Here is an 8,596-nt window from a genome sequence, read left to right as displayed (position 1 = left end):
CACGCGCCCAGGGTGTGCGGCGACGGGGGGAGCCGGCAGGCCCGGCCGGGCCTGTACCCGGTCTCGCCGAGGGGCCGGCGGCGGCCGGACAGCCGCCCCCGGCCGGTCCCGGGGATCAGGGCCGGGCCGTCGTCGATTGGTGGAGGTGCTTATTTCGCGCTCCGAAGACCGCCGGTGAGTACCATCCCTGCACAGGGACGCTTCACCGCGGTCGCCCCGGCCCTGTCCCTAGAGACCGGGGCGACCGAGGCTCCCCCACTCACCTCCCGGCCGGCGGGTTGACGGTCCAGTCGCCGGGGGGTGAGGCCTTGGTTGAATGATCGGTACTACTGGCGTCGAGCGCCGCCGTCAGGAACCGGACGCGTCGCCCCGCGAAAACACGTAGGCCATCACGTACGACTTGGTGGTCCCGTTGTCGATCTCGGCCGGCAGGTTCGCCAGCTCGGACCGGGCGGCGGCCGGGTCGGCCAACGCCAGGTACTGGACCATGTACTCGCCGAACTGGACGCCGTACCCGCCCTGGGCCGCCTCGGCCAGGTTCGCCTTGATCCGGTCGGCATCGCCGGCCAGGTACGTCGAGTACGACCCCATCGGGATCAGCTGGATCCCCAGCATCGCGCCGGGCTCCGGGCTGAACCAGGTGGCGTAGTCCCGCTTGCCGCCCCAGTTCAGGGCCGCGATCTTGTGGGTGAACGCCGGGAACTCCGACAGGTCGGTGTTGGTCCAGTAGAGCTTGGCCGAGTTGGCCTCGACGCTCATCATCCAGACCGCCTGGTTGTACAGATCGGTGTTGCCGCGGACCTGCTCCCAGAGCGCCAGTGCGTTCCAGGCGTTGACCGACTCGCTGCTGGACTCCTGGTTGTTGCCGTCGGCGAACGGGCTGGAACCCGACGCCCAGGCGTGACCGGAGTACGGATCGAAGTTCCGGTACTGCGGGAAGTCCGCCGTCGCCTGCGCGGAGGCGATGTCGGCCGCCAGCAGATCGGCGACCGGCGCCCACTTCTCGACCAGCGCGGCATCGCCCTTGGCGACGACGGCGGCCGCGTACAGGATGTAGCCGTAGTGGAAGTGGTGGTCGTTGAGCTCGTCGGAGCCGAACGAGGCCTCCAGACCGATCATCGACTTGATGTTCTCGTCGTACACGAAGCACTTGGTGGCGGCGGTCTGGCAGCCGGCCGGGTTCAGCCACTTGTCCAGCTCGCCGGTGATCCCGGTCCGCAGCGTCGTCGCGGCGTCGGTGACGCCCAACTGCTCGGCCAGCGTCAGCAGGTTCGCCGCGCGGTAGAGCATCTTGCCGCCGAAGTAGGTGTCGGTCGCGGACGCCGCGAAATCGATCGACGCGGTGTCGGTCTTGATCTGTTCGATCAGGGCGGTCTTGTCCTCGTCCGACAGCTCCGACAGGTCGAGCTCCGAGGAGGGCTCGGTGACCGGCGCCGTGGTGGTCAGCGAGGATCCGGTGTACAGGTCCATCGTGCCGTAGATGCTGGCGTAGGTCCCGGTGCCCTTGGACGTGTCGCCGTCGCCGCCGTCCACGGCTTGTCCGGCCATCGGGACGATCGCGGTGTCGCCGCCGTTCGCGGTGACGTACTTGAGCGTGGTGCTGACCGTGTCGCCGTTGACGGCGTGGTCGACGGAGGTGCTCACGACCGGGTCGGCCGCCAGCGCCGCGAGGGACTCGACGGTGCCGCCGTCGGGGGCGCCGTAGAGCGTCATCGTCGAGCCTGCCGGCAGGGTGACCTTGCCGGCGTCGTCCACGGTCGCGCCGTTGCCGACCACCAGGCCGTACTCATGGCCGTCGACGGTCGTGGTGAACGTGTTCGCGGTCGACGTGCTCTTGAAGATCGGCTCCAGGGCGATGCTCTGGTCCGCCGCCGCCGTGTAGGTGACGAACGGCGAGCCCTGCACCAGGATGACCGAACCGAGGGTCTTGCCGCCGGCGTCGGAGTAGGTCGAGGTGACCGACAGCGTGTCGTAAGCGGTGACCTTCATCGATGCCGCGCCGAGCGGGACCTGGATCTGCGGGTTGTTCCCGCCCATGATCGTCTTCTCGGACGCCGTCACGTTCGGCAGGCCGAGCGCGAAGCCCTGGTCGGTCAGCGCGGCGGACAGCGGCATCGGGAAGACCGGCTGCGGCTGATCGCCGAACACCAGACCGGTGAACCACCGGTTGGTCGGCGGCACGAGGCCGTCGGCCAACCTGGTCGGCGCGATCTTGGCGACGTCCTTCTTGGTCATCGCCGCCAGATCGGCGGTGATGTCCGCGGGCGATGCCGCGGCCGCGGTGCTGCTGCCGCCGGCGCCGGTGGCCGTGGTCGAGCCGGTCTCGCTGCCGCCGGTCGCGGTGCAACCGGCGACCAGCGCGGCGCCGGCGACGAACAGGATCGGCTTGACGAAGGCTGAGCGGACGGTGCGGGCCGGGCGGGCGGTGCCGGTTGCTGAGATCGAGTGTCGGTCGTTTCGGTTGATAGTCATCTCATCCAGTGGGTGTCGTATCGGTCGGCGGACGGGGGCGGGTGCGCCGGCGGCGGCCGGTGGGCCGGACCTCCGGCGCACCCGGTGGGCCGTCAGGTGTTCTGGCCGAACCAGCCGGTCACGGTGTTGGTCACGTCGGTGACCACGCCGTCGTTGGTCAGGTGCAGGGTGGCCTGGACCGGGGTACCGACCGTGAACAGGCCGGTGCCGTTGGCCAGCTCGTCGCTGTAGGCACGGATCGTGGTGCGGGCCTGGCCGTCGTCGGTGCGGACCTGCAGCTGCTGCACGGTGGCCGAGACCTGCTGGTTGTTCGGCAGCACGACGTCGACGCTCGCCCCGGACGGGATCCGGGTGAAGTCCTTGGCCGAGAGCAGGAAGTCGGCCTCGACGTACATCGTGCCGGCCTCCTGGACGGTGGCGATGGTCGAGTTGGCCGGGACGAAGGCGCCCTGGGCGTAGTTGATCTCGTCGACCTGGCCGGCGTTGGTGGCGGTGATGACCAGGGTCTTGTCGTCCTTGACCTCGTGGGTCAGGTTGTCCTTGTTGACCAGGCCCTGGGCCAGGTCACGCTGCAGGTTGGCCGACTCGACCTCGAACAGCGGCTGACCGGCCTGGACCTGGTCGCCGACCTTGACGTACTGGGCGGTGATGGTGCCGGAGTAGTCGGTGCCGACCGGGTAGTCGGACGCGGCCAGAGAGGCGGACTTGCTCTCCACCTTGCCGCTGTTGTAGTTGACGACCATGGTCAGGCCGGCCGCCAGGACCAGCACGGACAGCAGGCCGAGGGCCAGACCGATTCGCTTGCGCCAAGACATGTGGGTGACTCCTGTGCTATCGCGGACCCGGCGAGCCGGATCCAGGGGTGGCCCGAGGGCACACCAGGGACATTTCGGTTGGGGTGATGCGGTGCTGCGCGCCGGCCGTCACCGGCGCCGAACGGACCTCGTCGTCCTGACGGGATCGTGGGTCAGCGGGCCGCGGCGACCGGGGGCAGACCCTCGTAGGTCCGCTCGGACAGGCCCGAACCGATCTGTGCGTTGCTGGCGGCCCGGGCGGCGGCCTCGGCCGCGACCTTGGCGCTGCCCTTGGGCGGCAGGCCCTTCTCCTCGCGCCGGTTGTGCCGGCTCTCGCGGAACGCGGTCACCACGAAGGCACCCAGCACGAAGGTGTTCAGCAGGTTCCACAGCAGGGCCAGGGTGAAGGCGCTGACCGTCATGGCCTGCCAGATGCCGACCACGGAGGTGATCGCCAGGAAGACGAAGGCCATCAGCTGCTGGGTGATGAAGTTGAACGGCGAGGCCTTGCGACGCTGGGCCCCGGTCACGTGCCACTTGGTGTCCTTGCCGAAGACCGCGTTGACCAGCGCCTTGCCGTAGATCGGGAAGGACGCGGCGGCCAGCATCAGGGTCTCCCACCGGAACGAACCGATGGTGTACAGCGCGACGACGACCTGCATGAAGTAGAAGCCGGCGTAGTACAGCAGCCAGGTACCGAAGCTGACGCCCGAGTTGATCGGCGCCAGGCCGAAGTAGATCTGCAGCGGCGGGACCAGCAGCAGGATGCCGGGCGCGATGCCGATCAGGTAGAACGTCGCGGTGCCGAAGTACTGCAGCCGCTGGTCCAGGGTCAGCTTGCGCTTGCGCGAGAACGGGTTGCTCTTGAGCAGGATCTCGAAGCCACCGGTCGCCCAGCGCTGCTGCTGCTTGGTGTAGGCCTCGATGGTCTCGGGGGTGTCGCCCACGGCCAGCACGGTGGAGATGTAGACCGTCTTCCAGCCGCTCTCGTGCAGCTTGATCGAGGTCCAGACGTCCTCGGACTTGGACTGCTCGTAGATGCCGCCGATCGACTCGATGGCCGTGCGGCGGTAGATCACGTTGGTGCCGACGCAGAACGCGGCGTTGAACCGGTTCTTGCCCGGCTGGATGAACCGGTAGAAGACGGACTGCATGTAGCCGGCGCCGCGGGAGATCAGGTTGTGCAGGTTCCCGTAGGCCTGCGGCGTCTGCACGAAGGCGACGTTCGCCTCGGCGAAGAACGGCACGGTCTGGTAGAGGAAGTCTTCCTTGGGCACGAAGTCGGCGTCGAGCACGACGAAGTACTCGCCGGTCGTCACGGTCAGCGCGTTGTTGATGTTGCCGGCCTTGGCGCCCTTGTTGCCCTCACGGACGATGTACTCGGCGCCCAGCTCGGCGGCCAGCGCGCGGACGTCGTCGGACTTGCCGTCGTCGAGGATGTAGGTGTTGTGCTTGCCGTGCATCGCCAGCGCGGCGGTCACGGTCCGGCGCACGGTGGCCAGGTCCTCGCCGTACGTCGTGATGTACACGTCGAGCTCGACGGGCGACTCGTGCAGGTACATCGGCAGGGCCGTCAGGTCGGTGCCCGGCTCGATGGTCTTGTGGTCGGGCCCGTAGATCCGGTTCTGCGCGTTGTGGAAGCGGTAGCCGCGCGGGTTGTGCCCGCTGGACAGGATGGTCCACAGCGCGATCAGGGCCTGCAGGATGATGACGGACTCGGCCGCCAGCACCATCAGGTAGGGGATCCAGTTGCCACGGTTCGAGAAGTCGAACAGGAAGGTCGTGTAGAGAAGCACGCCGATGGTGGCGACGAGCACCAGCATCATCAGCGAGGGTGAGTCACGGGCGCCGCGGCGGCGGTCGTCGGACTCGCGGACGCCGGACTCCGGCGCAAGCATTTCGTTTTGATCTTCGTTCAGGGACATGGTGTGAGCACTCCTCCAATGGAAGAGATCGGGACGGCTCGGCAGGTGAGCGGGGTCTTCTGGTCTCCGGCAGGTGGGCAACGGAGGTTCTCGAACGATCGATGCACCCCTCGGGCCGCAATGCCCTGGCGATGTCAGCTCGCCCGCATCGATCCGGCGTTCCGCGACGAACGCTCGTGACTTTCACTCTGTGTGACCCTCGGTCGTGACCGTCAATGCACGTCCGGTGATCTGTGAACAGTCTGCTGGATCGATCAAGACGTGGTCAACGTGGTCGAGTTCACGCTTCGATGACCGCTGCGTTGTCTGCCACGCAAACCGTCAGTCACTATTGCCGCCCCAGCAGGGCAAACACGGCCCGGTCGGGTCGAGCCGGACGCATCACCCGGACTGGGTCGTTTGGCCTATGACGGTGGTCACACCGGGCGTCCGACAACCGTTCGCCGGACCCGGCGTCCTTTGGCTCCGTCGGGCCATCGGGCCCATTCCGGGCCGATTCCCCACCGGTTCCGGGCCCATTCCCCTTCGGTTCCGAGCCCATTCCCCACCGATTCCGAGCCCATTCCCCAACGGTTCCGGGCCGATTCCGGGCCGGTTCCGGGCCGATTCCGGGTCCGTTCCTGGCCGGTTCCGCGCCCGGGCCCGCCGCCGGCGCCCGCCCGCGCGGCCCGCCGGACCCGGCCACCGGCCGCGCCCGGGCGGTCCTACGCTGTATCGGTCCCGCTCGACAGCGTTCCAGGAAGGTCCCGATCACCATGCGCAAGGTCGCGCTGCTCACCGCCGGCGGCTTCGCCCCCTGCCTGTCCGCGGCCGTCGGCGGATTGATCAACCGGTACTCCCAGCTCGTCCCCGAGGTCGACATCATCGGGTACCGGCACGGCTACCAGGGGCTGCTGGCCAAGGACTTCCTGGCCGTCACGCCGGCCGTTCGGGCCCGGGCCGCGCTGCTGCACGAGTTCGGCGGCTCGCCACTGGGCAACTCCCGCGTCAAGCTGACCAACACCAAGGACCTGCTCAAGCGGGGCCTGATCACCGAGGGGCAGAACCCGCTCGAGGTCGCCGCCAACCGGCTCGTCGAGGACGGGGTCGACGTCCTGCACACGATCGGGGGCGACGACACCGCCACCACCGCGGCGGACCTGGCCCGGTTCCTGAAGGAGAACGGCTACGACCTGACCGTCGTCGGGCTGCCCAAGACGATCGACAACGACATCGTGCCGATCAGGCACTCGCTCGGCGCCTGGACGGCGGCCGAGCAGGGCGCGCTGTTCGCCCGCAACGTCGTGGCCGAGCACAACGCCAACTCCCGCATGCTGATCGTGCACGAGATCATGGGCCGGCACTGCGGCTGGCTGACGGCCGCCACCGCGCAGGCCTACGACCGGTGGCTGTCGACCCAGCGCTGGCTGCCCGAGTTCGGGCTGTCCCGCGACGCGTGGAACATCCACGCCGTCTACGTGCCGGAGGCGACGTTCGACCTCGAGGCGGAGGCGACCCGGCTGCGGCAGGTGATGGACACCGTGGGCAACGTGACCATCTTCCTGTCCGAGGGCGCCGGGGTGGACAGCATCGTCGCCGAGATGGAAGCGGCCGGCGAGGACATCCCCCGGGACCCGTTCGGGCACGTCAAGCTGGACCAGATCAACCCGGGCCAGTGGTTCGCCAAGCAATTCGCCGGACGGCTCGGCGCGGAGAAGGTGCTCGTCCAGAAGTCCGGCTACTTCGCCCGGTCCGCCCGCGCCGACGACACCGACCTGCTGCTCATCAAGTCGATGACCGACTACGCCGTCGGCTGCGCGCTCCGCGGCATCTCCGGCGTCGTCGGGCACGACGAGGAGCAGGGCGACCAGCTGCGGGCCGTCGAGTTCGACCGGATCAAGGGCGGCAAGCCCTACGACATCGACAACGCCGAGTTCGTCCAGCTGCTGGACAAGATCGGCCAGCCGCGGACGCCGGCCACGCACTGATCCGCGGGACCGGCGGCCGGTCCGCCCGTTCGATCCCGCCCGCCGCCGGTCGCCGGAAAATCACCGGCGCCGGCGCGGCGGGTGCGGCACAGTGGCCGGATTGAGTTCCGACTCTGGACCGTCCGGCCGCTGGGTGAGGCCGACCTGCCCGACCTGTTCCGCCTCGACAACGCCGCCTTCCACATCGATCCCCCCGACGATTTCCTGGACGGGATCGCCCGCCCGATGCTGGCCGGCGCCCGGCTCACCGGGGTCCGGGATCCGGACCACGACGAACTGCTGGTCGGGTCCGCGGCCGTCCTGCCCAAGGCGATGACCTTCCCCGGCGGCCACCCGCACCCGGTCGCCGCCGTCACGTTCGTCGCGGTGCGGGCCGGCTGGCGGCGGCGCGGCATCCTGTCCGCACTGATGCGCGACCAGTTGCACGGCCTGCACGCGACCGCGGGCGAGCCGGTGGCCGTCCTGACGGCCAGTGAGGGCGTGATCTACGGCCGGTACGGGTACGGGCGGGCGATCGACGCCGCCGAGCTGCGGCTTCCCCACGGCGCGCCGTTCGCGGCCTCGGTGCCCGTGGAACCGGTGCGAGCCTGCTCGACGGAGGTCGCGTCCGCCCGGGCCCGCGCCCTGTGGGACCGCGTCGCCCCGGCCACCCCCGGCCATCTGAGCCGGCCGGACGGCACCTGGCACACCCGGTTCGCCGAGCACGAGTTCCAGCGCCGTGGCCTGTCCGAGCGGCGGTGGGCCATGCACCCGGACGGCGTCGTGGGCTACCGGGTCCGGCCGTCCTGGGTGGGCCGGGACGAGACGTGGACGGTGGTCGTGACGGACCTGATCGCGGCCACCGGCGTCGCCCACGCCTCGCTCTGGCGGTTCGTGCTCGATCTGGACCTCACGGGCCGGGTCGAGTACCCCCTGGGCTGGCCCGACGACCCGCTGCAGGACCTGCTGGCCGATCGGCGGTCGCTGACGCTGACCCCGCACGACCACGTCTGGCTGCGGATCGTCGATCTGGAGCGGGCCGTGCCTCTGCGGTCCTACGCGGTGGGCACGACCGTGGACGTCGCGATCGAGGACGATCTGTGCCCCTGGAACGCCGGGACCTGGCGGCTGGAGGTGGGCCCGGACGGCGGCCGGGCGACCCGCACCGGGGCCGCCGCCGAGCTGCGGATGCACGCGCGCGAGCTGGGGGCGTGTTTCCTGGGCGGTACCCCGCTGGGCCGGCTCGTCGCGGCCGGCGCGGTGTCCGGCTCGGCGGATGCGGCCCGCCGGCTGGGCCTGGCGTTGTCCACCCCGGTCGCGCCCTGGTGCCCCGAGGGTTTCTGACCCCGCTCCCCCGCCGGCGCGCCGGGCCGGAGCGACCTTCGGTCGGCCCGCGGCGCCTGCCGACCGCCCCTCCCGGCCGCGCGCCTGGAATGCTGGCGGGGTGGAACCCACCCCA

The 8,596-nt window shown here is 69.9% G+C and carries 5 protein-coding genes; 2 read left to right on the top strand and 3 right to left on the bottom strand.

The window, feature by feature from the left end; translation table 11 throughout:
- Positions 1-348: 348 nt before the first annotated feature.
- The 3 genes from ACOJUF_RS24525 to ACOJUF_RS24515 form a co-directional block, all read right to left on the bottom strand.
- Positions 349-2,472: a glycosyl hydrolase gene (locus ACOJUF_RS24525; protein ID WP_420124423.1), complete on the bottom strand. Its 2,124-nt coding sequence runs from the start codon at positions 2,470-2,472 to the stop codon at positions 349-351.
- Positions 2,473-2,564: 92 nt separating this feature from the next.
- Complete coding sequence (locus tag ACOJUF_RS24520; RefSeq protein ID WP_420124422.1) at positions 2,565-3,287, bottom strand: HlyD family efflux transporter periplasmic adaptor subunit; 723 nt, start codon at positions 3,285-3,287, stop codon at positions 2,565-2,567.
- A 152-nt stretch (positions 3,288-3,439) separates the two neighbouring features.
- A complete protein-coding gene (locus tag ACOJUF_RS24515; RefSeq protein WP_420124421.1) occupies positions 3,440-5,164 on the bottom strand; it encodes a glycosyltransferase in 1,725 nt (574 codons plus the stop codon).
- Between the two features lie 776 nt (positions 5,165-5,940).
- Between ACOJUF_RS24515 and ACOJUF_RS24510 the strand changes: the two genes are divergently transcribed.
- Both ACOJUF_RS24510 and ACOJUF_RS24505 read left to right on the top strand, forming a co-directional pair.
- Positions 5,941-7,158: a pyrophosphate--fructose-6-phosphate 1-phosphotransferase gene (locus ACOJUF_RS24510; protein WP_420124424.1), complete on the top strand. Its 1,218-nt coding sequence runs from the start codon at positions 5,941-5,943 to the stop codon at positions 7,156-7,158.
- An 81-nt stretch (positions 7,159-7,239) separates the two neighbouring features.
- Positions 7,240-8,481: a GNAT family N-acetyltransferase gene (locus ACOJUF_RS24505; protein WP_420124420.1), complete on the top strand. Its 1,242-nt coding sequence runs from the start codon at positions 7,240-7,242 to the stop codon at positions 8,479-8,481.
- Positions 8,482-8,596 lie beyond the last annotated feature (115 nt).

The organism is Nakamurella sp. (assembly GCF_048594475.1).
Classification (GTDB): Bacteria; Actinomycetota; Actinomycetes; order Mycobacteriales; family Nakamurellaceae; genus Nakamurella.
Note: the sequence above shows the minus strand (reverse complement) of the source record. Positions and strands in the feature narration are given on the sequence as shown.